This window comes from Streptomyces sp. NPDC004788, from assembly GCF_053601115.1.
On the sequence record NZ_JBSGBF010000012.1, the window covers coordinates 52870 to 77993 of the forward strand.

At 73.8% G+C, this 25124-nt stretch carries 19 protein-coding genes; 15 read left to right on the forward strand and 4 right to left on the reverse strand.

The genetic code is table 11. The annotated features are described in order from the left end of the window. Positions 1 to 68: 68 nt before the first annotated feature. Positions 69 to 2885, reverse strand: a complete 2817-nt coding sequence (locus tag ACWEJX_RS08430; RefSeq protein ID WP_451606750.1) for a flippase-like domain-containing protein — start codon at positions 2883 to 2885, stop codon at positions 69 to 71. A gap of 183 nt (positions 2886 to 3068) precedes the next feature. Between ACWEJX_RS08430 and ACWEJX_RS08435 the strand changes: the two genes are divergently transcribed. The 6 genes from ACWEJX_RS08435 to nudC all read left to right on the forward strand — a co-directional run bounded on the left by ACWEJX_RS08435 (position 3069) and on the right by nudC (position 14125). Beyond that, positions 3069 to 3410: an MGMT family protein gene (locus tag ACWEJX_RS08435; protein ID WP_451606751.1), complete on the forward strand. Its 342-nt coding sequence runs from the start codon at positions 3069 to 3071 to the stop codon at positions 3408 to 3410. A 159-nt stretch (positions 3411 to 3569) separates the two neighbouring features. Then, positions 3570 to 7127, forward strand: a complete 3558-nt coding sequence (locus ACWEJX_RS08440; protein WP_451606789.1) for an ATP-dependent helicase — start codon at positions 3570 to 3572, stop codon at positions 7125 to 7127. Positions 7128 to 7256: 129 nt separating this feature from the next. Further along, a complete protein-coding gene (locus tag ACWEJX_RS08445; RefSeq protein ID WP_451606752.1) occupies positions 7257 to 8072 on the forward strand; it encodes a hypothetical protein in 816 nt (271 codons plus the stop codon). A gap of 182 nt (positions 8073 to 8254) precedes the next feature. Then, positions 8255 to 11710, forward strand: a complete 3456-nt coding sequence (locus ACWEJX_RS08450) for a UvrD-helicase domain-containing protein (protein ID WP_451606753.1) — start codon at positions 8255 to 8257, stop codon at positions 11708 to 11710. Between the two features lie 10 nt (positions 11711 to 11720). Then, positions 11721 to 13133, forward strand: a complete 1413-nt coding sequence (locus tag ACWEJX_RS08455) for a dipeptidase (RefSeq protein WP_451606754.1) — start codon at positions 11721 to 11723, stop codon at positions 13131 to 13133. 44 nt (positions 13134 to 13177) lie between these two features. Beyond that, complete coding sequence (gene nudC, locus ACWEJX_RS08460; protein ID WP_451606755.1) at positions 13178 to 14125, forward strand: NAD(+) diphosphatase; 948 nt, start codon at positions 13178 to 13180, stop codon at positions 14123 to 14125. A 105-nt stretch (positions 14126 to 14230) separates the two neighbouring features. Here the strand turns inward: nudC and ACWEJX_RS08465 are convergent, their stop codons facing one another. Then, positions 14231 to 14488, reverse strand: coding sequence for a mycoredoxin (locus ACWEJX_RS08465; protein WP_403792351.1), 258 nt, complete (start codon positions 14486 to 14488; stop codon positions 14231 to 14233). A 169-nt stretch (positions 14489 to 14657) separates the two neighbouring features. Between ACWEJX_RS08465 and ACWEJX_RS08470 the strand changes: the two genes are divergently transcribed. From ACWEJX_RS08470 to ACWEJX_RS08490, 5 genes are all read left to right on the forward strand, one after another. Then, on the forward strand, positions 14658 to 16841 hold the full coding sequence (locus ACWEJX_RS08470; protein WP_451606756.1) for an ATP-dependent DNA helicase UvrD2: 2184 nt from the start codon (positions 14658 to 14660) through the stop codon (positions 16839 to 16841). A gap of 171 nt (positions 16842 to 17012) precedes the next feature. Beyond that, the gene (locus ACWEJX_RS08475) at positions 17013 to 17360 is read left to right on the forward strand and encodes a hypothetical protein (protein WP_451606757.1); all 348 of its coding nucleotides are present in this window, start codon (positions 17013 to 17015) and stop codon (positions 17358 to 17360) included. Positions 17361 to 17534: 174 nt separating this feature from the next. Next, on the forward strand, positions 17535 to 17912 hold the full coding sequence (locus ACWEJX_RS08480; RefSeq protein WP_403792345.1) for a WhiB family transcriptional regulator: 378 nt from the start codon (positions 17535 to 17537) through the stop codon (positions 17910 to 17912). Beyond that, the gene (locus ACWEJX_RS08485) at positions 17909 to 18232 is read left to right on the forward strand and encodes a hypothetical protein (RefSeq protein WP_451606758.1); all 324 of its coding nucleotides are present in this window, start codon (positions 17909 to 17911) and stop codon (positions 18230 to 18232) included. Before ACWEJX_RS08480 ends, ACWEJX_RS08485 begins: the two co-directional genes overlap by 4 nt. 98 nt (positions 18233 to 18330) lie before the next feature. Continuing rightward, positions 18331 to 18513, forward strand: coding sequence for a hypothetical protein (locus tag ACWEJX_RS08490; RefSeq protein ID WP_451606759.1), 183 nt, complete (start codon positions 18331 to 18333; stop codon positions 18511 to 18513). A 12-nt stretch (positions 18514 to 18525) separates the two neighbouring features. Here ACWEJX_RS08490 and ACWEJX_RS08495 read toward each other — a convergent pair whose 3' ends face one another. Both ACWEJX_RS08495 and ACWEJX_RS08500 read right to left on the reverse strand, forming a co-directional pair. Next, positions 18526 to 19878 (reverse strand): ABC1 kinase family protein, encoded by a 1353-nt coding sequence (locus tag ACWEJX_RS08495; RefSeq protein WP_451606760.1) that lies wholly within the window; start codon positions 19876 to 19878, stop codon positions 18526 to 18528. 56 nt (positions 19879 to 19934) lie between these two features. After that, positions 19935 to 21092, reverse strand: coding sequence for a TOMM precursor leader peptide-binding protein (locus ACWEJX_RS08500; protein WP_451606761.1), 1158 nt, complete (start codon positions 21090 to 21092; stop codon positions 19935 to 19937). A 165-nt stretch (positions 21093 to 21257) separates the two neighbouring features. Here ACWEJX_RS08500 and ACWEJX_RS08505 point away from each other — a divergent pair, with 165 nt between their 5' ends. The 4 genes from ACWEJX_RS08505 (at position 21258) to ACWEJX_RS08520 (ending at position 25124) form a co-directional block, all read left to right on the forward strand. Beyond that, on the forward strand, positions 21258 to 21833 hold the full coding sequence (locus ACWEJX_RS08505) for a M48 metallopeptidase family protein (RefSeq protein ID WP_451606762.1): 576 nt from the start codon (positions 21258 to 21260) through the stop codon (positions 21831 to 21833). A gap of 137 nt (positions 21834 to 21970) precedes the next feature. Beyond that, on the forward strand, positions 21971 to 23659 hold the full coding sequence (locus ACWEJX_RS08510; RefSeq protein WP_451606763.1) for a TerD family protein: 1689 nt from the start codon (positions 21971 to 21973) through the stop codon (positions 23657 to 23659). Positions 23660 to 23670: 11 nt separating this feature from the next. Beyond that, complete coding sequence (locus ACWEJX_RS08515; protein WP_403792333.1) at positions 23671 to 24351, forward strand: AIM24 family protein; 681 nt, start codon at positions 23671 to 23673, stop codon at positions 24349 to 24351. Positions 24352 to 24368: 17 nt separating this feature from the next. Then, a complete protein-coding gene (locus ACWEJX_RS08520) occupies positions 24369 to 25124 on the forward strand; it encodes an AIM24 family protein (protein WP_451606764.1) in 756 nt (251 codons plus the stop codon).

Sequence of the window (25124 nt, forward strand, 5' to 3'; positions counted from 1 at the left end):
GGCGGGGGGGCCCGCCGGGATACGGGGCGGGCGGCGCCTACGACGCCGCCCTCCCCGTATCCGCGCCGCTACAGCGCCTCCCGCTTCGTCAGCCAGTTGAAGCACAGCCAGCCCGGCAGCACCGGCAGCCACAGCGTCAGGAGCCGGTACAGCAGCACCGCCGGCGTGGCGACCTCCAGCGGCAGGCCCACCGCCACCAGGCCGAAGGTGAGCGCGCCCTCGACCGCGCCGACGCCGCCCGGCGTCGGGGCCGCCGAGCCGAGCGCGTTGCCGGCGAGGAAGACGACGGCCACGCTCGCGTAGCTGAGCGTCGTGTCGCCGTGCCCGAAGGCGCGGATGGAGGCGTCCAGGCAGAAGACGAAGCAGGCGGTGAGCAGCAGCATGCCGCCGATGCCCGTGGCCAGCTTCACGGGCCGCTGGAGCACGTCCAGCATGCGCGGCACGACGCCCGCGAAGAGCGACCGCAGCCGGGTCGACACGAACTTCCGCATGAACGGGATGGCCGTCACGACGAGCACGAGCACCGCGACCGTCAGCAGACCGGCGATCACCGTCCTCGACGGGGTGAACGACTGCGACCGCTCCGTGCCGGTGAGATAGCCGAAGGACAGCAGCAGCAGGATGTGCGCGCCGAGGCCGAAGAGCTGGGAGGCGCCGACGCTCGCCACCGCGAGCCCCGGGCGCACGCCCGAGCGCTGGAGGAAGCGGGTGTTCAGGGCGACGCCGCCGACCGCCGCCGGGGCGACGATCTTCACGAAGGAGCCGGCGACCTGCGCCACCACCGTCCGCCAGAAGCCGACCCGCTCCGGCACGAAGCCGAGCAGGCTCATCGCGGCCGCCACATAGCTGAGCGCCGAGAAGACGACGGCGGCCGCGACCCAGGCCCAGTCGGCCTGGCTGATCGTCGACATCGGGGTGCGGGCGATCTGCGAGAGCAGGAAGTACGCGGCGACCGCGCCCGCGATGAGCGAGACGAGGGTGCGCGGCTTGATGCGTTCGAGCCGGACCGGTTCCACCGGCGCCTGCGGCCGGATCCGCAGCACCTGCTGCCGGATCTGGGCGAGCAGGTCCTCCTCGCGGGCCTCGTCCAGGGCCGAGTCGAGCGCCCGTTTCTCGGCCTTCTTGTCGGCCTGCTTCTCCGCCCGGGCCGCCTTGCGGTCGGTCTCCAGATTGGCGTGCGCCCGCGCCTCCGCCCGGGCCTGCTTGGCCGCCTCGGAGGCCGCGAGGACCGCCTCGCGCTCCCGCTTGGACCGCTCGCGGGCGAGCCGGCGCAGCTCGGCGCGGGTCGACCGGCTGAGCGCGATCGGCTGGAGCAGCGGCAGACAGTCGGCGATGGCGTCCGGGCCGAGCACCTCCACGGCCGCGGCGACCGCCCGCTCGGCGCCGACCCGCAGTCCGAGCGTGGTGAGCAGCTGGGCGATGTCCATCCGCAGCACCAGATCGCCGGCCGCGATCTCGCCGCCCCGCAGGTCCGTGAGGATCACCTTGCCGGAACGATCCACCAGGATCGCGTCGCCGGCGAGCCTGCGGTGCGCGATCCGGCGCGACTGGAGCGCCTTGACCTGCCGGTACGCGCTGCGCACCAGGTCGTCGGTGATCTCCTTGTCGTCGAGCGAGTCCAGGGTCCGGCCGCCCAGGTGCTCGTACACGAGCATCACGGCGTCCGGGCCGAGCTCGGAGGTGGCGATCAGCTTCGGCGCGTTCGCGCCCGCGGCGATCGCCGCGTACGCGAGCAGCGCCTCCTGCTCCAGGGCCTGGCGCAGGGAGACGATCGAGCGGCGGGTGGTGATGGTGCGCAGGCTGATGCGCCGCCAGGCCCGGTAGAAGAAGCCGTGCGCCTGCTGCTCGCGGTCGACGACCGTGACGTCGAGCGGCGGCCCGTCCTCCAGGGTCACGATGTAGCGGCGGCCGCGGTCGCCGGCGTCCTTGTCCCGGTCCTTGTCCCGGTCCTTGTCCTTGTCCGTGGTGTCGGGCACGCCCTCGGCGCGCAGCGCCGTCACCGGCCGGAAGCCGACCCGGCGGAGACCGGCGAGCAGCGTCTGGCCGGTCGGCCGGACGTTCGGCGAGCCGACCGCGTACAGCGTGCCGTACGCCACCGTCCAGCCGATCAGCACGGTCAGGATGATCGAGAAGGCGGTGGTGTAGCCGGCCACCAGCATCGTGAACGCGTCGAGCAGCAGCACGCCCCACAGCGCCACCCGCCAGCGCGGCCTGCGGGCCATGCCGACGGCGGTCATGTACGCGATGACCGGGGCGAGGTAGTTGTGCACGGGGTCGGTGAGCCCGCCGCCGGACTGCGGCTGCGTCAGCGCGTCCTGGATGGTGCCGGGCGCCGCGTTCGCCACCCACAGGTCCGTGGCGAGGGTCACGCCGTGCGCGAGGACGGCGGCGAGGACACCGTCGGCGATCCGCAGCCCGTCCCGTTTGATCAGGCGCTCGATCGCGAAGGCGACCGGGACGCACAGGACGGCGATCGAGGACACCAGACCGGCGATCTTGACGAAGACGTCCGGGGCGCCGCCGGCGCCCTTGTTGATGTCCTGCTCCAGGCCGGAGGTGGTGCCGTGGGCGAAGGCGGCGATGGCCAGGACGAGGGCGATGGCCAGGACGCCGACGAGCAGCCGCATCAGGTCGGACGGCCGGTGCACGCGGGCGGCGAGGAGCGGCTCGTCACCGGACACGCGCTCGGGAGCCCCGCCCGGGGCCGGCGCGGACTGCTCCGGCTGAGCGGACTGCTCCGGCTGCGCGGGCCGTCCCGCCTGTTCCGGCTGGTGGGGCCGGTCGGGCTGTTCCGGCCGGTCGGGCTGTTCCGGATCAGGCTGAGGACCACGCTCCCGAGCGGGCTCGGGCTCGGGCCCGCGCTCGGGCGGGCTGTCGTGCGTCATCACCATGTCCGTCTCTGCGTGCTGTGCCGTGGCCGTCGTGGCCGTCGTCTCTAGCGTGGTCTCTTGCTCTTGATCTTGTTCTTGATCTCGTATCACCAGTCACCGCCCGGACGATGGTGGCACGAAGCGGGGCCGAACGGAGGCATCAGGGGGTTGTCGGTGGGGTGAGGCAGGATGTCCCGAATGGAGACACAGGAGCCGCCCGAGCTGCCCGAGTACGCGGAACGGGTCCTTCAGGTCGCCGAGGAGATCCCGCCCGGCCGGGTGATGACCTACGGCGACGTCGCCGAATGGCTGGGCGAGGGCGGGCCGCGGCAGGTCGGCCGGGTCATGGCGCTGTACGGGGGCTCCGTGCCGTGGTGGCGCGTGGTCCGGTCGGACGGCGTGCTGCTGCCCGGACACGAGCGACGTGCGCTCGGTCACTACCGGGCCGAGGGCACACCGCTGCGGGAGCCCAGGGGAGGCCCGGTGAGGCTGGACATGCGGGCGGCGCGGTGGGACGGCGGAGCCGGCGCCGAGGAGTGAGGCGCGGGGCGAGGTACGGGATCCGGGCGCGCGGAATCGCGTAACGTCGAGGTTCGCGTTTCCGCGCACCCCCACTCCGCAGACCCAGCAGGACCGGCGACCCACGTGACTTCCTCCTCCACCCTCGCGTCCACGCGGGGACCCGGTGCGTACCGGCTGGTGCGGGCCGTCCCGGCGCCGGCCCGGCCCCCTGTGCTTGACGCAGCCCAGCGGGCGGTGGTTGAGCACGCGGACGGACCGCTTCTGGTCCTCGCCGGACCCGGCACCGGGAAGACGACGACGCTGGTCGAGGCGGTCGCGGCGCGCTTGGCGCGGGGCGCGGACCCGGAGCGGCTGCTCGTCCTCACCTTCAGCCGCAAGGCCGCCGTGGAGCTCCGCGACCGGATGGCGGCCCGGCTCGGCGGCCGGCGCCCGCCGCAGGCCACCACCTTCCACTCGTACTGCTACGCCCTCGTCCGCGCCCACCAGGACGCCGACCTCTTCGCCGAACCGCTGCGGCTGCTCTCCGGCCCCGAGCAGGACCTGGCCGTGCGCGAGCTGCTCGCCGGGCAGATCGACCTGGAGAAGGCCGGGCTCGGCAAGGTCCGCTGGCCCGACGAACTGCGCGCCTGCCTGACCACCCGGGGCTTCGCCGACGAGGTCCGCGCCGTCATCGCCCGCTCCCGTGAGCTGGGCCTCGGGCCCGGCGCCCTCGACGCCTTCGCCCGCCGGGTCGGCCGGCCCGACTGGCGGGCCGCGGCCGGCTTCCTCGCCGAGTACCTGGACGTCATGGACCTGCAGGGCGTCGTCGACTACACCGAGCTGGTGCAGCGGGCCGTGCGGCTGACCGAGTCCGCGGCGCCGGGGACGCTGCCGGCATACGACGCGATCTTCGTCGACGAGTACCAGGACACCGACCCGGCCCAGGTCCGGCTGCTGCGCGGGCTGACCGCCGGGTCGGTGGTGGCCTTCGGCGATCCCGACCAGTCGATCTACGCGTTCCGCGGCGCCGACGTCAACGGCATCCTCGACTTCCCCGAGACCTTCGGGGGCGGCGTACGCGTCCTCGGCACCTCCCGCCGCTCCGGCGCGGAGCTGCTCGCCGCCACCCGCCTCCTCGCCGCGCGCATGCCCCTGCCCCGCCTCCCCGCCGACCGCGTCCGCGCCCACCGCGCGCTCGCTCCGGTCCGCGAGGGCGGCCGCGCCGAGGTCTACACGTACCCGACCCCCTCCACCGAGACCGACAACATCGCCGACCTGCTGCGCCGCGCCCACCTCGAAGACGGCCTCCCCTGGCACACCATGGCCGTGCTCACCCGCTCCGCCACCCCCCTCCCCGTCCTCCGCCGCGCCCTGACCTCGGCCGGCGTCCCGGTGGAGACGGACGCGGCGGACATCCCCCTGCGCCACGAGCCGGCCGTAGCGGCGCTGCTGCTCGCGCTGAGGGCGGTGGCGGGCGGCGCGGCGACGCACGCCGCTGACGCCGACGCGCCTGAGGCAGCGGACACACCCGAGGCGCTGGAGGCGTCTGAGGCGCTGGACACGCCCGAGGCGCTGGGAGCGCCGGAGGCGGCGGAGGCACCGGAAGCCCCCGAGGCGGTGGAGGCGCTGGGCGCGCCGGAGGCGGCGGAGGCACCGGAGGCAGCGGGCGTGCCCAAGGCACTGGACGTGCCCGAGGCAGCGGAGGCACCGGAGGCAGCGGGCGTGCCCGAGGCGCTGGACGCGCTGGACGCGCCGGACGCGCTGGACGCGCCGGACGCGCTGGACGCGCCGGACGCGCTGGACGCGCCGGAGGCACCCGTGGCTGAAGACGCCGGCCCGGCCGCCCCCGACGCCCCCGGCCCCGCCGCCTCCGCGCCCGTCTGGCTCGACACCGAGACCGCCGTCGCGTTGCTCGCCTCGCCCCTCGCCGGGATGGATCCCGCCGATCTGCGGCGGCTCGGGAGGGCGCTGCGGGACGAGGAGCGGGCCGGGGGGAACAAGGTGCCCGCGCCGTCGGACGTGCTGCTCGCACGGGCGCTGGCCGAGCCCGAGCGGTTGGTGGCGCATGACCAGGCGTACGCGCGCGGGGCGCGGCGGCTGGGCGAGCTGTTGCGGGCCGCGCGGCACCGGCTGGCCGGGGGCGGCACCGCCGAGGAGGCGTTGTGGCTGCTGTGGGACGGCACGCCGTGGCCCGGGCGGCTCGAACGGGCCTCGCTGCGCGGCGGCCCGGCGGGCCGGAACGCCGACCGGGACCTCGACGCCGTGTGCGCCCTGTTCGAGACGGCCGCCCGCGCCGAGGACCGGGTCGGCGGCCGGGGCGCGCTCAACTTCCTGGAGGAGCTCGACGCGCAGGACATCGCCGCCGACACGCTCACCCGCCGCCACACCCGCCCCGACGCCGTACGCCTGATGACGGCCCACCGGGCCAAGGGCCTGGAATGGGACCTGGTCGTCGTCGCGGGCGTGCAGGAGGGCGTCTGGCCCGACCTGCGGCGCCGCGGCTCGCTCCTGGAGGCCGACCGGATCGGGCGGGACGGGCTCGCCGAGCCGCTGACGCCCGGCGCGCTGCTCGCCGAGGAGCGCCGGCTGTTCTACGTGGCGGCCACCCGCGCCCGCGAGCGTCTCGTCGTCACCGCCGTCAAGGCGCCCGCCGAGGACGGCGACCAGCCCTCCCGCTTCCTCACCGAACTCGGCGTCGAGCCGAAGGAGGTCACGGGCCGCCCCCGCCGCCCCCTCGCCGTCTCCGCGCTCGTCGCCGAACTGCGCGCGACCACCGTCGACCCCGACGCCTCGCCGGAGCTGCGCGCCGCCGCCGCCGAACGGCTCGCCGCCCTCGCCGCGCTCGCGGACGAGGACGGCAACCCGCTCGTCCCCGCGGCCCACCCGGACCGCTGGTGGGGACTCGCCGAGCCGACCCGCAGCGAGACCCCGCTGCGCGAGCGCGACCGCCCCGTCGCGCTGTCCGGCTCCGCGCTCGACCAGCTGGCCAACACCTGTGCGCTCCAGTGGTTCCTGGGCCGCGAGGTCAAGGCGGACGCCCCGGCCACCGCCGCCCAGGGCTTCGGCAACGTCGTCCACGTCCTCGCCGACGAGGTCGCCTCCGGCCGTACCCCCGCCGACCTCGACGTCCTCATGACCCGCCTGGACTCTGTCTGGGACGCGCTCGCCTTCGACGCGCCCTGGAAGTCCGCGCAGGAGAAGGAGAACGCCCGGATCGCCCTGGAACGCTTCCTCCACTGGCACGTCCTGAACCGGGGCGCGGGCCGCACGCCCGCCGCGACCGAGCACGACTTCGACGTGACCCTGGAGGCCGGCGCGTACCAGGTCCGCATCCGCGGTTCCATGGACCGCGTCGAGGCCGACGAGCACGGCCGCGCCTACGTCGTCGACTTCAAGACCGGCAAGTCCGCGCCCACCAAGGACGAGGTCGCCCACCACCCGCAGCTCGCCGTCTACCAGCTCGCCGTTCGCGAGGGCGCCGTCGACGAGGTCTTCGGCGGACGCACCCCCGAACCCGGCGGCGCCGAACTCGTCCACCTCCGCCAGGCCGCACCCAAGAAGGAGGGCGGCGACGCGCTCCCGAAGGTCCAGGCCCAGGAGCCGCTGTCCGGCGAGTGGGTCGGCGACCTCCTGGCCACCGCCGCCGGCCGCGTCCTCGACGAGCGCTTCACCCCGACCACGGGCCAGCACTGCACCACCTGCGCCTTCCGCGCCTCCTGCAGCGCCCGCCCGGAGGGCCGCCACGTCGTGGACTAGCGCCGACGCCACCGCGCCGGCCACGGGGCGAGCCCGCCCGAGCGGTCGCGCGGGTGCGCCCGCTCCGGCAGGCTGGAAGATCGGGGACAGGACACGTCCGGGGTCCGGGAGAACCGCGAGGAGGCTCGCATGGCGTCCCACACCAAGCTGCCGAGGCTGCCCAGGCTCCGCGCCGCCGCCGTCACCACCACTCTCTGCGCCGCCCTGGTCGCGGGCGCCGGGCCCGCCGCCCTGGCCGCCGCCGCCCAGGCACCGCCGCCGCCCGACCCCTTCAAGGGCCTCACCGCCGACCAGATCGCCGACAAGGCGGTCACCGCCACCCAGTCGGCGACCTCGCTCCGCCTCGCAGGCCGCGTCGTCTCCGGCGGTCAGCCGATGGACGTCGACTTCTCCGTGAACAACCACCACCAGTGCGCCGGCGTGGTCAGGCTCCAGGGCGGCGCCGCCGAACTGCGGCAGACCGGCACCGTCACGTACATGAAGGGCGACGAGGCGTTCTGGCGCGCCTCCATGACCTCCCAGGGGATGCCCGAACCGCAGATCGAGGCCACGATCGAGCTGCTCAAGGGCCGCTGGCTGAAGATCCCGCAGGGGCAGCCCGGCACCGAGAACCTGAGCAGCGTCTGCGACCTCAAGGCCCTCCTCGCCGACCTCGGCCGCAACAAGGCCGAGCGCACCGGACTGACCCGCGGCCCGGACGCCCGGGTCAAGGGCACCCCGGTCGCCACGCTCGTGAAGCGGGAGGCCGAAGGCACCGCAGGCCAGACCACCACCGTGTCCGTGTCGGAGCGCGGCAAGCCGTACATCCTCAGGATGGTCAAGCGGGGCGGCCCCGAGCCCGGCGTCGTGGTGCTCTCCGACTACGACAAGCCCGTGAAGGTCGTCGTACCGCCCGCCGACCAGACCGTCGACGTCTCCAAGCTGGAGCCGGGCACCCCGGCCTAACCGGCCTGACCCCGGCCGGGCTGACCGGCTTGACCGCGGCCGGGCTGACCGGCTTGACCGCGGCCGGGCTGACCGGCTTGACCCCGGCCTGACCGGCCTGACCGGTCTGACCGGCCTGCCCCGGCCTGACCGACGACGTCTGCCGGGCGGGACTGTCAGCGGGGCCCGTTAGCCTTTTTCGAGTGACCGCACGCATCACCGACCCCGAGCAGCTCAAGGAGCTGCTCGGCATCCCGTTCACCCCGGAGCAGACGGCCTGCATCACCGCGCCGCCCGCCCCGCAGGTCATCGTGGCCGGAGCCGGTTCCGGCAAGACGACGGTGATGGCCGCCCGGGTGGTCTGGCTGGTCGGCACGGGCCAGGTCGCTCCCGAGCAGGTCCTCGGACTGACGTTCACCAACAAGGCCGCCGGCGAGCTCGCCGAGCGCGTGCGCACCGCCCTCGTCCGCGCCGGCGTCACCGACCCGGACCCGGCCCCCGGCCCGGCGTCCGATCCGGCGCACCCGGACGACCCGCCGGGCGAGCCGCGCATCTCCACGTACCACGCCTTCGCCGGCCGGCTCCTCACCGACCACGGCCTGCGCATCGGCCTGGAGCCCACCTCCCGCCTCCTCGCCGACGCCACCCGCTACCAGCTCGCCGCCCGCGTCCTGCGCGAGGCCCCCGGCCCGTACCCGGCGCTCACCCGCTCCTTCCCTACCCTCGTCGGCGACCTCCTCGCCCTCGACGCCGAGCTGGCCGAGCACCTCGTACGGCCCGAGCGGCTCCTCGCGTACGACACGGAGCTGCTCGCCGACCTCGCCGGCGCCAAGCTCACCAACGCCGACCTGCGCAAACTCCCCGAGGCCGGCGCCGCGCGCCGCGAGCTGCTCGACCTCGTCGTGCGCTACCGCGCCGCCAAACGCTCCCGCGACCTGCTCGACTTCGGCGACCAGATCGCGCTCTCCGCCGAGCTCGCCACCACCCGCCCCGAGGTCGGCGCGATCCTCCGCGACGAGTTCCGGGTCGTGCTCCTCGACGAGTACCAGGACACCTCCGTCGCCCAGCGGCTGCTGCTCTCCGGCCTCTTCGGCCAGGGCACCGGCCACGCCGTCACCGCCGTCGGCGACCCCTGCCAGGCCATCTACGGCTGGCGCGGCGCCTCCGTGGCCAACCTCGACGACTTCCCCGAGCACTTCCCGTACGAGGACGGCCGCCCGGCCACCCGCTTCGCGCTCTCCGAGAACCGGCGCAGCGGCGGCCGCCTCCTCGACCTCGCCAACGGCCTCGCCGCCCCGCTGCGCGCCATGCACGAGGGCGTCGAGGCGCTGCGGCCCGCGCCCGGCGCCGAGCGCGACGGCAGCGTGCGGATCGCGCTCCTGCCCACCCACGCCGAGGAGCTCGACTGGCTCGCCGACTCCCTCGCCCACCTGGTCCGCACCGGCACCCCGCCCGGCGAGATCGCCGTCCTGTGCCGCACCGCCACCGACTTCCCCGCGATCCAGGCCGCCCTCGTCGCCCGTGACGTCCCCGTCGAGGTCGTCGGCCTCTCCGGCCTGCTCCACCTGCCGGAGATCGCCGACCTCGTCGCCGTCTGCGAGGTCCTCCAGGACCCGGGCGCCAACGCCTCCCTCGTCCGCCTCCTCACCGGCCCCCGCTGGCGCATCGGCCCCCGCGACCTCGCCCTCCTCGGCCGCCGCGCCCGGCTCCTGGTGCACCGGCCGGGGGCGGAGGCCGCCGACGCCGACCAGCGGCTCGCCGCCGCCGTCGAGGGCGTCGACCCGGCCGAGGTGGTCTCCCTCGCCGACGCGCTCGACACCTTCCTCGACTCGGGCGGCGGCGAGGACGACGGCCTGCCGTTCTCCGCCGAGGCGCGGGTCCGCTTCGCCCGCCTCGCCGCCGAGCTGCGCTCGCTGCGCACCTCGCTCGCCGACCCGCTGATGGACGTGCTGCACCGGGTCCTCGCCGCCACCGGCCTGGAGGTCGAGCTGTCGGCCTCCCCGCACGCCCTGGCCGCCCGCCGCCGCGAGACCCTCGGCAACTTCCTCGACGTCGCCGCCGGCTTCGCCTCCCTCGACGGCGAGGCCACGCTGCTCGCCTTCCTCGGCTTCCTGCGCACGGCCGCGCAGTACGAGAAGGGCCTGGACAACGCGCTCCCCGGCGGCGAGAACACCGTCAAGGTGATGACCGCCCACAAGTCCAAGGGTCTGGAGTGGGACGTCGTCGCGGTACCGGGCCTGGTCACCGGCCAGTTCCCGTCGACCCGCGCCCGCGAGTCCTGGACCGCCCAGCCCCAGGTCCTCCCGTACGCCCTGCGCGGCGACGCGGCGACCCTGCCCTCGCTCGACGCCTGGACCCCGGCCGCCATGAAGTCCTTCAAGGAGGACCTCCGCGACCACCAGCACACCGAGGAACTGCGCCTCGGCTACGTGACCTTCACCCGTCCCCGCTCCCTCCTCCTGGGCTCCGCCCACTGGTGGGGCCCCTCCCAGAAGAAGCCCCGCGGCCCCTCGGACTTCCTCCAGGCCCTCTACGACCACTGCGCCGCCGGCCACGGCGAGATCGAGGCATGGGCGGACCAACCGGACGAGGGCGAGGAGAACCCGCTCCTGGCGGCGGAGACGAGGGACCAGGCCTGGCCGCTGCCCCTGGACAAGGAGTCCCTGGAACGGCGTAGGGAGGCGGCGGAAGCGGTCCTGTCCCGTTTGTGGGCGTACGTTCCGCTGGAGGTCCCCCCGGCGAAGCCAGGGGGAGGAGCGGGTGGGCACGAACCCACGACGGCGGTGCCCGGTGCCTCGGACCCGGACCCCGACGGCCTCTGGCTCCCCGAGGACCTGGAGGCGCCTCCGTACGACCCGGAGTGGGACGAGGCCGACGACCCGGAGCGGGACGAGGCCGAGCCCCGCGTTCCCGCGCCTCGCGCGGCTCTCACCTCCGAGGACGCCAAGACGATCGCCTCCTGGGACCGTGACCTCACCTCCCTCACCGCCGAGCTCCAGCGCTCCCGCGCCACCACCCGTGACGTCCTGCTGCCCGCGTACCTGTCCGCTTCCCAGGTGCTGCGGCTCGCCGCCGACCCCGACGGCTTCGCCAAGGAGCTGGCGCGGCCGATGCCGAAACCGCCACAGCCCGCGGCCCGGCGCGGCACGCGGTTCCACGCCTGGGTGGAGTCGCGGTTCGACGAGCTGCCGCTGCCGATGCTGGGCCCGGACGAGCTGCCCGGCGGCGAGGAGTTCGCGGGGGAGCCGGAGATCCTCGACGAGCGGGACCTGGAGGCGCTGAAGGAGGCGTTCGACCGCACGCCGTACGCCCGCCGCACCCCGTACAGGGTCGAGATACCCGTCCACCTCTCGCTCGCGGGCCGCGTGGTCCGGGGCAGGATCGACGCCGTCTACCGGGACGCGGACACCGGCGCGTACGAGATCGTCGACTGGAAGACCAGCCATCTGCGCAACGCCGACCCGCTGCAGCTGGCGATCTACCGCCTGGCCTGGGCCGAGCAGCACGGTCTGGACCCGGAGGAGGTGGCCGCCGCGTTCGTGTACGTACGGACCGGAGAGGTCGTACGGCCGCGGCGGCTGCCCGGCCGGGCGGAGCTCGAGGCGATCCTGCGCGGGAACGCCCCGGCCGACGACGGGGAGCGTTCCGGCGCCGGATAGGCTCGGTGGCATGAGCGAGACCCCGGACAACGCCGTCCACACCGCTGCCGTGCGCACGTACATCGAGCAGCACCGTGCCGCCTTCCTCGACGACCTCGCCGAGTGGCTGCGGATCCCGTCCGTGTCGGCGCAGCCCGAGCGGGCCGGGGACGTGCGGCGCAGCGCCGAGTGGCTCGCCGCCAAGCTGGCGGACACCGGCTTCGCGACGGTCGAGGTGTGGGAGACGGACGGCGCCCCGGCCGTCTTCGCCGACTGGCCGTCCGGCGAGCCGGACGCGCCGACGGTCCTGGTCTACGGGCACCACGACGTGCAGCCCGCCGCCCGCGAGGACGGCTGGCACACGGAGCCGTTCGAGCCGACGCTGGTCGACGGCCGGATGTACGCGCGGGGCGCGGCCGACGACAAGGGCCAGGTCTTCTTCCACACGCTCGGCGTGCGCGCGCACCTCGCCGCGACCGGCCGCACCGCGCCCGCCGTCAACCTCAAGCTGCTCGTGGAAGGTGAGGAGGAGTCGGGCTCGCCGCACTTCCGCGCCCTGGTGGAGAAGCACGCGGACCGGCTCGCCGCCGATCTGGTGATCGTCTCCGACACCGGCATGTGGTCGGAGACCACGCCGACCGTGTGCACCGGCATGCGCGGGGTCGCGGACTGCGAGATCGACCTGTTCGGACCGGACCAGGACATCCACTCCGGTTCCTTCGGCGGCGCCGTGCCGAACCCGGCGACCGTCGCCGGGCGGATCGTGGCCGCGCTGCACGACGCCGACGAGCGGGTGGCGATCCCCGGCTTCTACGAGGGCGTCACCGAGCTGTCCGAGGCCGAGCGGGCGCTCGTCGCGGAGCTGCCCTTCGACGAGGCCGGCTGGCTGTCCACGGCCAAGTCGCACGGCACCCTCGGCGAGGCCGGCTACTCCACCCTGGAGCGGGTCTGGGCCCGCCCGACGGCCGAGGTCAACGGCATCGGCGGCGGCTACCAGGGCCCCGGCGGCAAGACGATCGTCCCCGCCTCCGCCCATCTGAAGCTGTCGTTCCGGCTCGTCGCCGGCCAGGACCCGGCGCACATCGAGACGGCCGTACGGGAGTGGCTGGCCGGTCTGGTGCCGGCGGGCATCCGGTACGAGATCGTCTTCGGCGCCCCGACCCGGCCGTGCCTCACCCCGCTCGACCACCCAGCCCTCAAGGCCGTGGCCGGCGCGATGAGCCGCGCCTTCGACGGCGCCAAGGTCCGCTACACCCGTGAAGGCGGCTCGGGACCGGCCGCCGACCTCCAGGAGGTGCTCGGCACGCCGGTGCTGTTCCTGGGCATTTCGGTCCCGTCCGACGGCTGGCACGCCCCCAACGAGAAGATCGAGCTCGATCTCCTCATGAAGGGCGTCGAGACGACCGCCCACCTGTGGGGCGACCTGCCCGCCGCCGTCCGCTGAACTTCGTATGCACTGACACCGATCCGGGGGAGTTGGAAGCACCTGTGAGCACCTTGAACAACGCGTTCGCGGACCGCCCGATCTCGCTCACGGCCCCGAGCGGGATCGATCGGGCCGCGCACCACCGCCTCGACGAGGCGTGGCTCGCGGCCGCCTGGAGCCACCCGACGACCCGGGTCTTCGTGGTCTCGGGCGGCCAGGTGCTGATCGACGACACGCCCGACGGCCGGACCGAGCTGGTCATGACCCCGGCCTTCGAGGCCCCGCTGACCGAGACGCACCGCTACTTCCTGGGCACGGACGAGGACGGCGTCTCGTACTTCGCGCTGCAGAAGGACAGCCTGCCGGGCCGCATGGACCAGTCCGCGCGGCCGGCCGGGCTGCGCGAGGCGGGGCTGCTGCTCTCGGCGCGGGACGCCGGTCTGATGACGCACGCGGTGGCCCTGGAGAACTGGCAGCGGCTGCACCGCTTCTGTTCGCGCTGCGGCGAGCGCACGGTGGTCGCGGCCGCCGGGCACATCCGGCGCTGCCCGGTGTGCGGCGCCGAGCACTATCCGCGCACCGACCCGGCCGTGATCATGCTGGTCACCGACGACCAGGACCGGGCGCTGCTCGGCCGCCAGGTGCACTGGCCGGAGGGCCGCTTCTCGACGCTCGCGGGCTTCGTCGAGCCGGGCGAGTCCATCGAGCAGTCCGTGGCGCGGGAGGTCTTCGAGGAGGCGGGCGTCACGGTCGGCGAGGTCGAGTACGTGGCGAGCCAGCCGTGGCCGTTCCCGTCCAGCCTGATGCTGGGCTTCATGGCCCGGGCGACCTCCTCGGAGATCAACGTGGACGGCGAGGAGATCCACGAGGCCCGCTGGTTCTCCCGCGAGGACCTGGCCGCGGGCTTCGACTCGGGCGAGGTGCTGCCGCCGTACGGGATCTCGATCGCCTCGCGGCTGATCGAGCTCTGGTACGGCAAGCCGCTGCCGAAGCCGGGCGACGCGGCCTGAGGCCGTCGGCCGGCCTCGGCTCCTCAAGCGGAACCGGAACAGCCCCCTCCCGGAGTGCCGGGAGGGGGCTGTTTTCGGCCAGGCGGCCGCTCGCGCTGCCTGCGGTCAGACGGCCAGGGCCTGCTTGACCTGGGCCAGGCTCGGGTTCGGCATGGCGACCTGCTCGGCGCCGGACGCCGGGACCACGACCACGGTCGGGACGAGCTGGTTGCCGTTGTTGACGCTCTCGACGAACTTCGCCGACTCCGGGTCCTGCTCGATGTTGATCTCGGTGTACGCGATGCCCTCGCGGTCCAGCTGGCTCTTCAGCCGGCGGCAGTAGCCGCACCACGTCGTGCTGTACATCGTCACAGTGCCCTGCATGCCTGGCGCTCCTCGGGTAGGGGTTGCTCGGGGTCGGTGCCGAGAGGAAGAACGTACGCCGTCACCCGGCCATTCCCGGAACGCGGATACCCCGGATTCGTATGACTACTGCCTCACGCCTGTGGACGACGCGCCGCACCGACCCTGCCCGACCTGGCAGCATGGCGGGGTGACAGCAGCAACGCACTCCACTCTCTTCCCGCAGGTCCCGGACTCGGCCGACGCGGTGCTCGACGGGCTCGACCCGGAGCAGCGCGAGGTCGCCCTGGCCCTGAGCGGCCCGGTGTGCGTCCTCGCCGGAGCCGGTACGGGCAAGACGCGGGCCATCACCCACCGCATCGCCTACGGGGTGCGGGCGGGCGTACTCGCGCCCGCCAGCGTGCTCGCCGTCACGTTCACCAACCGCGCCGCCGGCGAGATGCGCGGCCGGCTGCGGCAGCTCGGCGCGGGCGGGGTGCAGGCCCGCACGTTCCACTCGGCCGCCCTCCGCCAGCTGCAGTACTTCTGGCCGAAAGCCGTCGGTGGCGAGCTGCCCCGGCTCCTGGAGCGGAAGGTCCAGCTGGTCGCCGAGGCCGCCGCGCGCTGCCGCGTCCGGCTCGACCGCAACGAGCTGCGGGACGTCACGAGCGAGATCGAGTGGGCCAAGGTCACCCAGACCGTCCCCGCCGACTATCCGGCCGCCGTCGCCAAGTCGCTGCGCGACGCCCCGCGCGACCCCGCGGAGATCGGGCAGATCTACGCGATGTACGAGCAGCTGAAGCGCGACCGCGACGTGATCGACTTCGAGGACGTGCTGCTGCTCACCGTCGGCATCCTCCAGGACCGGCACGACATCGCCGACCAGATCCGCCGCCAGTACCAGCACTTCGTGGTCGACGAGTACCAGGACGTCTCGCCGCTCCAGCAGCGGCTGCTCGACCTGTGGCTCGGCGACCGAGACAACCTCTGCGTGGTCGGCGACGCCAGCCAGACGATCTACTCCTTCACCGGCGCCACCCCCGAGCACCTGCTGAACTTCCGCACCCGTCACCCGCACGCGACCGTGGTCAAGCTGATCCGCGACTACCGCTCCACCCCGCAGGTCGTGCACCTGGCCAACGGGCTGCTCGGCCAGGCCCGGGGCCGGGCCGCCGAGCACCGCCTGGAGCTGGTCTCCCAGCGCGACCCCGGCCCCGAGCCGGTCTACACCGAGTACGCGGACGAGCCCGCCGAGGCCGAGGGCACCGCCCGCCGGATCCGCGACCTGATCGCCGCCGGCGTCCCGGCCGGCGAGATCGCCGTGCTCTACCGGGTCAACGCCCAGTCGGAGGTCTACGAGCAGGCGCTCGCCGACGCCGGCGTGCCGTACCAGCTGCGCGGCGCCGAGCGCTTCTTCGAGCGCCAGGAGGTGCGCGAGGCGGGCGTCGCCCTGCGCGGCGCCGCCCGCGCCGGCGGGAACGACGCGCTGCTCGACGACGCCGAGGACCTGCCCGCCCAGGTGCGGGCCGTGCTCTCCACCAAGGGCTGGACCAGCGAGCCGCCGGCCGGCTCCGGTGCCGTCCGGGACCGCTGGGAGTCGCTGGCCGCCCTGGTCCGGCTCGCCGAGGACTTCGCCCGGGCCAAGCCCGGCGCCACCCTCTCCGACCTGGTCGCCGAGCTCGACGAGCGGGCCGCCGCCCAGCACGCCCCCACCGTCCAGGGCGTCACGCTCGCCTCGCTGCACGCCGCCAAGGGCCTGGAGTGGGACGCGGTGTTCCTGGTCGGCCTCACCGAGGGCATGATGCCGATCACCTACGCCAAGACCGACGAGCAGATCGAGGAGGAACGCCGGCTGCTCTACGTGGGCGTCACCCGAGCCCGGGTCCACCTCTCGCTTTCGTGGGCGCTGTCCCGCTCCCCGGGCGGCCGCGCCTCCAGGCGCCCCACCCGCTTCCTCAAGGGCCTGCGGCCCGGCTCCGGCTCCCTCGGTGCGGCCGGAGCGGGCGGCGGCGGAGGCGTCGAGCGGGGCATCGGCGGGGCCTCCACGCGGCGCAAGCGGCGCGGACCGGCGCTCTGCCGGGTCTGCGGCGCCACGCTCACCGAGGCCGGCGAGATGAAGCTGATGCGCTGCGAGGACTGCCCCTCGGACATGGACGAGGCGCTGTACGAGCGGCTGCGGGAGTGGCGCGCGGAGCAGGCCCGGGCGCTCGGCCAGCCCGCCTATTGCGTGTTCACCGACAAGACGCTCATGGCGATCGCCGAGCAGCGGCCGGGCTCCGGCGGCGAGCTCGCGGCGATCTCCGGCGTGGGCGCCCGCAAGCTGGACCGCTTCGGCACCGATGTTCTCGCCATCTGCGCAGGTGAGGAGCCTGGCGGAAGCGACGACGAGGTCTGAGGAAAACTCGTCGGAAAAATAGTTTGCGCCCGCCCCGTCAAGCCCCATAGGTTCTTAACCACGGAAACAGCGGCTTCTTGGAAGTCCTGTCTTCGTGCTGTACTTGTCCAATCGAACATGAGGGTCCGGCTCACCCCGAGCCCTCCGAGACGCCGAAGGGAGGCGATTCCAGTGATCAGCATCAAGAACATCAAGACCAGCACCGCCAAAATGACCGATCTCTCGGTCGTCGCCTCCGCATGCTCGCTCGGCCTCTCCGCCTTCGCGTCCTCCAGCCTCCGTGGCACCGGTCTGTCCGGCGCCGGACTGCCTCTTGGCATGTCCGGTCTGCTGATGGATCGCCCGGAGCGCAATGAGCGACCGACCAAGGCACTGGAAGCAGGAGTGGTGGGCAAGGCCCAGGCCACGACCTATGGCTTTGCGGCCATCGCGACCGGTGCCGGTATCCAGCAGCAGACGACGCAGCACCACACGATGTGGGCCTTCCGTGGGCTCGAACCCTGGAGTGATCCAGCCTGATCGACGATCAGGCCGGCGCCTTCAGGGCCGCGGAACCCCACCAGGGATCCGCGGCCCTTCTGTTTGTCCCCGAACGGGGCTGACGGAGCGAAGGGGCCTCGGGACCAGCAGCGACCGGTACCAGCAGAAACCCCGGCCCAACAGGCCGGAACGACCAGACGAGGAAGAAAACCCGTGCAACTCGAAGCGCACGCCCCGTCCGTACCGCCTTCCGAAACGATCCCCCCGCCCGGCCTCACGGAGGACTCCGCCTTGACCCCCCTCGCCCCCCTCACCGCGCTCACCGCGCTCGACGACGCCATCGAGAACCTCGGCGTACCGGTCCCCTGCCGCTCGTACGACCCCGAGGTCTTCTTCGCCGAGTCCCCGGCCGACGTCGAGTACGCCAAGTCGCTCTGCAAGACCTGCCCGCTCATGGAGGCCTGCCTCGCCGGCGCCATCGAGCGTCGCGAGCCCTGGGGCGTCTGGGGTGGCGAGCTCTTCGTCCAGGGCGTGGTCGTGGCCCGCAAGCGGCCCCGTGGCCGCCCGCGCAAGAACCCGGTCGCGGCATGAACGCCATCGGAACCATCGACCGTCCCCACACGCACGATCCCCAGAAGCAGGCCCCGATGACCTCGTCCGCCCCCGAGCCGGTCGGCTCCGCGACCCCAGAACTTTCGATGAACGGCGCGATGCGCTCGCGTCAGAACAGGACCCGTGAAATGCAACTCATCCCAGAAGCCCTGGCCCGTGCCCATATGCATGAGCGCCTGCGGGAAGTCGACGCGGAACGCCAGGCCCTGCGCCTGGTCGCCGCCCGACGGATGCAGCGGCGCGCCGAGCGCGTGTCGCTGCGCGCCCGCCGCGCGCTCGCCATGGCCGTCATGCACTGAGCCAGGCAGCCACCGATCCGCGGGGGCCGGTCCGAACGGACCGGCCCCCGCGGTGCGTTGCACCGGTCGCGGCTGCCCGCCGGGTTATCGTCACCAAGGTGAACGACGACCCCGCCCCCGAGCCCCGCTTCGTCTGCGCCCGCTGCGGCAAGACCGCCCGGGAACTCCCCGTCACCTGGACCTGTTCGGTGGAGAACGGCAGCCGCCGCTACTTCTGCGAGGAGTGCGCCCGCGCCAACATCAGGGCCATCGAGGGCCGCCTCGACTCCTCCTGGTGGTGACCGGGCGCCCCCTCAGGACGCCTCCGACGGTTCCGTGAACCCGGGCAGCCACCGCGCCAGCTCGTCCCGCAGCCGTACGGTCGCGCCCAGCTGGCACAGCACCCCGATCGTGCTCAACGTCACACGGTGTATCAGCAGATACGAGGGCGGCAGGTTCAACTGCCTGCCCAACTGGTGGGCGGGGGAGCGCGGATCGGCGATCCGGGCCGCCTGGGCGCGCATCCAGCCACGGGTGAAACCGAACGCGTCCACCTCGGCCGGCTCGATGATCGGCAGCAGGTACTCCAGGACCGCGTCCGGGTCCAGCGCGATCGACTTCTTCACGAAGCCCTCCGCGCACAGCAGCTCGTACACGGTCTCCGCCTCGCCGGCCAGCGTCAGCCGCAGACAGCTGCCGATCGTCTCCGGCAGCCCGCCCGGCAGCCGGTCCACCGTGCCGAAGTCCAGCACGCCCAGCCGCCACGAGCCTGCACCCGCGTCGTCCTCGGGGCCGGGCAGCAGCCGGAAGTTCCCCGGATGCGGATCGGCGTGCAGCAGTCCGGTGCGCGCGGGACCCGAGAAGAGGAACCGGGCGAGCAGCTGCCCGGCCCGGTCGCGCTGCTCCGGAGTGCCGTCCGCGATGATCTCCGACAGCGGCACCCCGTCCAGCCACTCCGTCACGAGCACCTGCTCCGACTGGTGCACCACCGCCGGGACCACCACGTCCGGGTCGCCCGCGAACTCCTCCGCGTGCCGCCGCTGCGCCTCGGCCTCCAGGCCGTAGTCCAGCTCCTCCGCGACCCGGTCCCGCAACTCCGTGATCAGCGGCTTGAGGTCCATGCCGGGGATCAGCGGGCCGAGCAGCCGTGCGAAACGGCTCAGCTGCGTCAGGTCCGAGAGCAGCGCCGCACCGGCCCCCGGGTACTGCACCTTCACCGCGACCTCGCGGCCGTCGTGCCACACCGCCCGGTGCACCTGGCCGATCGAGGCCGCCGCCGCGGGCTTGTCCTCGAACTCCTCGAACAGCTCCCGCCACCCTTCGCCGAGCCGCTCCGCGAGCACCCCGTGCACCGTGGCCACCGGCAGCGGCGGCGCCGCCTCCTGCAGCTTGGTCAGCGCGGCCCGATAGGGGCCGGCGATGTCCTCGGGCAGCGCCGACTCGAAGACGGACAGGGCCTGACCCAGTTTCATGGCCCCGCCCTTCAACTCGCCCAGGGTCCGGAACAACTGATCGGCCGTCCGCTGCTGGAGCTCCCGCGCCACTATCTCCGCAGACTTCCCGCCGATCCGCTTCCCCAGGCCCCAGGTGGCGCGCCCGGCGAAGCCCAGCGGCAACGCGGCCAGCTTGGCGGTCCGGGTGACCGCTTTCCGGGGAAGATCAGACATGTGTTCTCCAAGTCCCGTGTGCCGTGAAGTCCCAGATTCCGTGCCGCACAAGCTCGTTACCCCGCCATTGTGTCCTGCCTGCCCTTCCGGCACGGCACGGCCGCCGAGGCATGCTCCCCCCGCGCGGCGAGCCGCGCCCCGCACGGACACGCCGGGTGCGGCCGGACCGGCGCCGAGCGCCACTCCAGCAGCGGCAGCGAAACCTCCCACCGGGCGCCGGTGCTCGACGGCAGATCGCCGTCCAGGAACGCCAGGGCGTGCGCCGCCGCGAGCCCCGCGACCGCCGTCGCGAGCGACACGTCGCAGGCGGGCAGCGGATGCGGCGCGCCCGAGCGCCACTGGGCCGGAAGCCGCGGCCAGACGGGCTCGCGGTCGGCCTGCTCCCGCTGTATGCAGCCCGCACAGGCCGTCCCGCCCGGCAGCACCAACGGCCCCACCACACCGGTCGCTTCGAGCACCCCCGCGTAGAGGTGCGGAGTGCCCGTGGCGAGCCAGCTCTCCGCGGGCAGCGGGTCCGGCACGTAGGCGCCCAGCCCGTCCCGGGGCGTCACCACCACGAGCGAGAGCCCCGGCTCCTCGCCGCCGCCCGAGCTCCTCGGCGACCGCCCGCCCGGTTGTGACCGGCCCACCAGCCGCCGCGCCGCCACGGCCCGGCGCTCCCCGACCGCCTCGGGCGGCAGCCCGCCCGGCGAGACCTCCCACGGCGCGACCGTGCCGGAGTCCAGGACCTCCACCCGGCCCACGCCCGCCGCCGACAGCAGCGCCGCCACGGCCGCGCCGACCCGCCCCGCGCCCCGCACCTGCACCCGCAGGGCCCGGCGCGCCGCCAGCGCCCGCGTCGCACCGTCCGGCGCCGGGTGCACCACCGACAGCGAGGCCAGGTCCGCCCGCACCGCGTCGAGCTCCGGGTCCGCCCGCCCGGGCGGCGCGTCCGGTGGCCCGTCGCCCGGTGGCCGTACCGACGCGTCGGCGATCAGTCCGGCCGCCGCGAGCCGCCCGAGCAGCTCCTCCAGATGCCCCTCCCGCAGCCCGAGCCGCTTGGCCTCCGCCGCGAGGAGCTCCATCCCGCGCGTCCCGTCGCAAAGCCCGATGAGGCTGCCCGTCGTCGGGTCCACCGGTCCGAGGACCACCGCGTGCGCGGGCGTCACCCCGAACTGCACGTACTGCAGATTCCGCCAGGCGCGCCGCAGCGCCGGCTTCACCATCGGATGCACGACCCACCCCCGCAAACCACGTGAACGATCTCCGTTCGTCGTTCCCGCGATCAGGTTGCCCGGGCCGCGCCGGCGGTGCGGAGAGTTGTCCACAGGCGCTGGCGTTCATCATTCGAATGCGGGGGTGCGGGACTTCCGCCGCGCGCAGCGGGTAACGTCGGGGCCGTGCCGGCCGACCCGAAGCCCAGCGTGACCAGCAGACCGCCCCGCGGCTCGGGGACGAGCGCGGTCGAGGTGCGCAGAAGTTCCCGCCGCAGCAGGACGGTCTCCGCCTACCGCGAGGGCGACCGGACCGTCGTGCTCATCCCGGCCCGGATGTCCGAGGCGGAGGAGCGCCGCTGGGTCACCGTCATGCTGGACAGGCTGGCGGCCCAGGAGAGCAGGCGCGTCCTCGGCGACCAGGAGCTGACCGAGCGCGCCGAGCGCCTGTCGGAGCAGTACTTCGGCGACCGGGCCCGCCCCGCCTCCGTGCGCTGGGTGACCAACCAGAACACCCGCTGGGGCTCCTGCACTCCGGCCGAGGGCAGCATCCGGCTCTCCCACCGGCTCCAGGGCATGCCCGAGTACGTCGTCGACTACGTCCTGTGCCACGAGCTCGCCCACCTCCTGGTGCCCGGTCACGGGCCGCGGTTCTGGCGGCTCCTGGAGGCGTATCCGCGCACCGAGCGGGCCCGCGGCTACCTGGAGGGCGTGGCCGCCGCGGCCCGCCTCCCGCAGCTGCCGCACGCGCGCGAGGAGTGACACCCGCCGTGCCGGCCCGCGAGTCGGTCCGGTGCCGGTTTCGTACCGATCGGGTACGCGCCTGCCCCGATGTCACGACCAGCCGTTAGCCTGGCGCGACGCACTCGTACATTCGGGATGGGGGACGGTCGTCACACATGGCCAGGGAATTCCAACGCGGCCACAAGGCCAAGATCAGCGATCTCACGGCGGGGACCGATCTGTACGTGGGCGTGCAGATCGCGGCGCCCGGCCTGACCTTCGACATCAGCTGCTTCGGCCTCGACGCCGACGAGCGGCTCTCCGACGACCGCTACTTCGTCTTCTTCAACCAGCCGAAGTCGCCCGAGGAGTCCATCCAGCTGCTCGGCGCGCAGGCCGGTGACACCGAGTCCTTCCGCGTCACCCTGGACCGCGTTCCGGCGCACATCCACAAGCTGTCGTTCACCGCGACCATCGACGGCGCCGGGCAGATGTCGCAGGTCGGCCCCGGCTGGATCCGGATCGTCGCGGGCGGCGAGGAGGTCGCCCGCTACGCCTTCACGGGCGCGGAGTTCTCCACCGAACGCGCGGTCATGCTCGGCGACTTCTACCTGAAGGACGTGTGGCGTTTCGCCGCCGTCGGCCAGGGCTTCGACGGCGGCCTCGAAGCGCTCCTGAAGAACTTCGGCGGCGAGGTCGTCGAGGAGGAGCAGGCCCCGCAGCAGCAGCCTCCGGCCGCCGCCCCCGGCTTCGCCCCGCCGGCCCAGGCCACCGCGCCGCCCGCGTTCGCCGCCCCTCCCGCACCCCCGGCCCCCGCCCCGGCCCCCGCTCCGGCGTTCGGCACCCCGCCCGCCGGAGTGCCGGTGCACGCCGCGCCGACCATGGTCGGGCCCCTGACGCCCCCGGCCCCGCACGCGCCGACCCCGCCGCCCGCTCCCGCGCCGCCGGCCCCGCACGCTCCCGCCCCGCACGCGCCGACCCCGCCGCCCGCCCCGTACGGGCAGCAGCCGCCGGCGGCGCCGCAGTACGGGCAGCAGCCGCCGCAGCCCCCGCAGTACGGCCAGCCCGCACCGGCCCCGTACGGTCAGCCCGCCCCCGCCCCGGCCCCCTACGGCCAGCCGCCGCAGTACGCGCAGCAGCCCGCGCCGTACGGGCAGGTCCCGGGCCAGCAGCCCTACGGCATGCCTCAGGGCTCGCCCCAGGCTCCCGGCGTCGCCGCCGCGCTCCAGACGTTCAAGGAGACGCCGAACGGGCAGCGGTGGACGCCGCAGAACGCCAAGCTCGTCCGCGTCGACCTCGGCGTCGGCGGCCAGCCCGTGCTCGCCAAGCAGGGCAGCATGGTGCTCTACCAGGGCAAGGTCGACTTCAGCTACAAGGGCGCCGGCTTCGCCGGACGCATCGTCGGCGGCGCCACCGGCCAGGAGATGCAGCTGATGCGCTGCACCGGCCACGGCCAGGTGTTCCTCGCCGAGCAGTCCACCCATCTGCACCCCGTCGAGCTCCAGGGCGACGCCATCTGCGTGTCCGCCGAGAACGTGCTCGCCTTCGACGAGTCGCTGCAGTACGAGGTCCGCCGCATCGAGGGACACGGCATTCCCGGCGGTGCCCTGTTCACCATGCAGTTCCAGGGCGTCGGCACGGTCGTCGTGAAGACCCACGGCGTGCCCGTGGTCCTGCCCGTCACGCCGACCACGTTCGCCGACTCCAACGCGGTGGTCGCCTGGTCGGCGGCCTCCCAGGTCGTCGTCTCCAGCCAGGTGCGCATGCGCCGCAACGCCTATCCCGGCGACACCGGAGAAGGCGTCAACCTCCAGTTCCGGGGCGCACCCGGCAACTTCATCGTCGTCCAGCCGTACGAGGTCTGAGGGAGCCCGTCATGAACCAGTCGATCGCGGGATACGCCCCCGCACCCGTCACCGCCCGCATGGAGAACCACGGCAACCACATGCTCAAGGTCGCCCTCCAGACGGGACACGACCTCCTCGCGCGCGTCGGGTCGATGGTCGCCTACGAGGGCTTCGTCCAGTACGAGCCCAACCCGCCGGCCGTGCGCCAGATCGCCCGTGACTGGATCACCGGCGAGGGCGCGCCCCTGATGAAGTGCTCCGGCGACGGACTGCTGTACCTCGCCGACTACGGGGCCAACGTCGTCGTCATCCAGCTCAACGGCGACGGAATCTCCGTCAACGCCACCAATCTCCTCGCCTTCGACGCGCATCTGACCTGGGGCGTCGAGCGGGTGAAGGGCCTGGCGAAGTTCGCCGGACAGGGGCTGTGGAACACCACCATCTCCGGGCAGGGCTGGGTCGCGCTGACCTCCCGGGGCAAGCCGATCGTCGTCGACTGCGGCGGCGGGGAGGACGAGACGTACGTCGACCCGGACGCGCTCGTCGCCTGGTCCCCGAACCTCAAGGTGAAGGGCAAGCGCAGTTTCAAGGCGCAGTCGCTGATCGGCCGCGGCAGCGGTGAGGCATTCCAGATGGCCTTCTCCGGGCAGGGCATCGTCGTCGTCCAGCCGAGCGAGGACAGCACCGACCGTCTTCGCGTCCGGGGCTGAAGGGGGAGTCAGAGATCATGCAGAGCCCGCTTTTCGCCTTCAACGACCAGCAGACCCAGGAACGCTGGAGTCTGCAGAACAAGCAGATGCTGCGCGTCACCATGCAGGGCCACGACGACGTGCTCGCCCGCAAGGGCACGATGGTCGCCTACCAGGGACTCGTCGAGTTCGACGCCGAGTACCGCAGCAACAGCCAGGCGCGCGCACGCGCGCACACCGGTGAGGGCCTGGACCTCATGCGCTGCCACGGGCAGGGCACCGTCTACCTCGCCAACCTCGCCCAGCACGTCCACGTCATGGACGTGGAGCAGGATGGCCTGACCGTGGACAGCACCTACGTGCTGGCCATGGACTCCTCGCTGCACCACGAGGTCATCGCCGTCGACAGCCTGTACGGCATCTCCGGCTCGGGGAAGTACCAGCTGAACATCACCGGCCAGGGCAAGGTCGCCCTCATGACCTCCGGCGCTCCGCTGCTCATGCAGGTCACCCCCGACCGGTACGTGAACTGCGACGCCGACGCGATCGTCGCCTGGTCCACCGGGCTGCGCGTGCAGATGCAGGCACAGACGCACTCCTCCGGCGTGTGGCGGCGGCGCGGCAACACGGGCGAGGGCTGGGAGCTCAGCTTCATGGGCACCGGCTTCGCGCTCGTCCAGCCCAGCGAGCTCCTTCCGCCGCAGAACGCGGTGATCGGCCAGGGCCTCGCCGCCCAGTTCGGCATGGGCCAGCACGGAGCGCACGCCCAGAACCAGGGCAACGTCTGGAGCTGA

Bases quoted from the DNA above. Each gene is read 5' to 3' on its own strand.
- ACWEJX_RS08430 (WP_451606750.1), bottom strand. From the start codon at position 2,885: ATGACGCACGACAGCCCGCCCGAGCGCGGGCCCGAGCCCGAGCCCGCT.
- ACWEJX_RS08435 (WP_451606751.1), top strand. From the start codon at position 3,069: ATGGAGACACAGGAGCCGCCCGAGCTGCCCGAGTACGCGGAACGGGTC.
- ACWEJX_RS08445 (WP_451606752.1), top strand. From the start codon at position 7,257: ATGGCGTCCCACACCAAGCTGCCGAGGCTGCCCAGGCTCCGCGCCGCC.
- ACWEJX_RS08455 (WP_451606754.1), top strand. From the start codon at position 11,721: ATGAGCGAGACCCCGGACAACGCCGTCCACACCGCTGCCGTGCGCACG.
- ACWEJX_RS08465 (WP_403792351.1), bottom strand. From the start codon at position 14,488: ATGCAGGGCACTGTGACGATGTACAGCACGACGTGGTGCGGCTACTGC.
- ACWEJX_RS08485 (WP_451606758.1), top strand. From the start codon at position 17,909: ATGAACGCCATCGGAACCATCGACCGTCCCCACACGCACGATCCCCAG.
- ACWEJX_RS08495 (WP_451606760.1), bottom strand. From the start codon at position 19,878: ATGTCTGATCTTCCCCGGAAAGCGGTCACCCGGACCGCCAAGCTGGCC.
- ACWEJX_RS08510 (WP_451606763.1), top strand. From the start codon at position 21,971: ATGGCCAGGGAATTCCAACGCGGCCACAAGGCCAAGATCAGCGATCTC.
- ACWEJX_RS08515 (WP_403792333.1), top strand. From the start codon at position 23,671: ATGAACCAGTCGATCGCGGGATACGCCCCCGCACCCGTCACCGCCCGC.
- ACWEJX_RS08520 (WP_451606764.1), top strand. From the start codon at position 24,369: ATGCAGAGCCCGCTTTTCGCCTTCAACGACCAGCAGACCCAGGAACGC.